Below are 581 nucleotides of genomic sequence, written 5' to 3' on the forward strand. Positions count from 1 at the left end.
GCTGCCGCTACTTTGTTTTGTGCATCCGTTAGGTCATTGATGCCATCATTGTTAGCATCAGTTACGCTAGGTACAACTACCTGCTCAACTGCTTGTTCTCGCGCAACAAGCGCATCTTTGGCTGATGTTTCAGTATCGTTGTTTGGCTCAATACTATCAATTGCCTCTGATGCCGCCTGCTTAGCTGCTCCAATCTGCGTGTTTAATACCTCTAGCTGCTCTTTATCTTCTGTGCTAAATGGACTGCGAGCCGCTATCTCTTCTGCTTGCTGTTGTAAGTCAGCAGCCTGTTTAATGAGCTGATCTACTTGACTAATCTGTGTATCAACACTGTCTTTGATGCCGTTAGAGTTAACATCATCAGCACTTGGTACTGTGATACCTGTTAATGACTTAAGCTCAGTGCTAAAGGTGTTTTTACCTTCACTGTCAGGCAGCTGTGATACTGCTTGCTCTGCAACTGCTTTGGTTATCGCTGCTTGCTGCTGAGCATCTCTTAAAGTGCTGTACTCATCTGGATTTATGACGTTGTCTTGCTCAGCTTGTTCTAGCGCCTGGCTCGCTGCTTGCTCCGCTTTTTT

The 581-nt window shown here is 45.6% G+C and carries 1 protein-coding gene; it reads right to left on the reverse strand.

Annotated features, from left to right (window positions below; translation table 11 throughout):
- Positions 1-581: GA-like domain-containing protein (locus tag AC2SLT_RS13135; protein WP_486548098.1), on the reverse strand; the 581-nt coding region annotated here is incomplete at both ends.

The sequence above is a fragment of the Psychrobacter sp. CX18 genome, assembly GCF_057396215.1.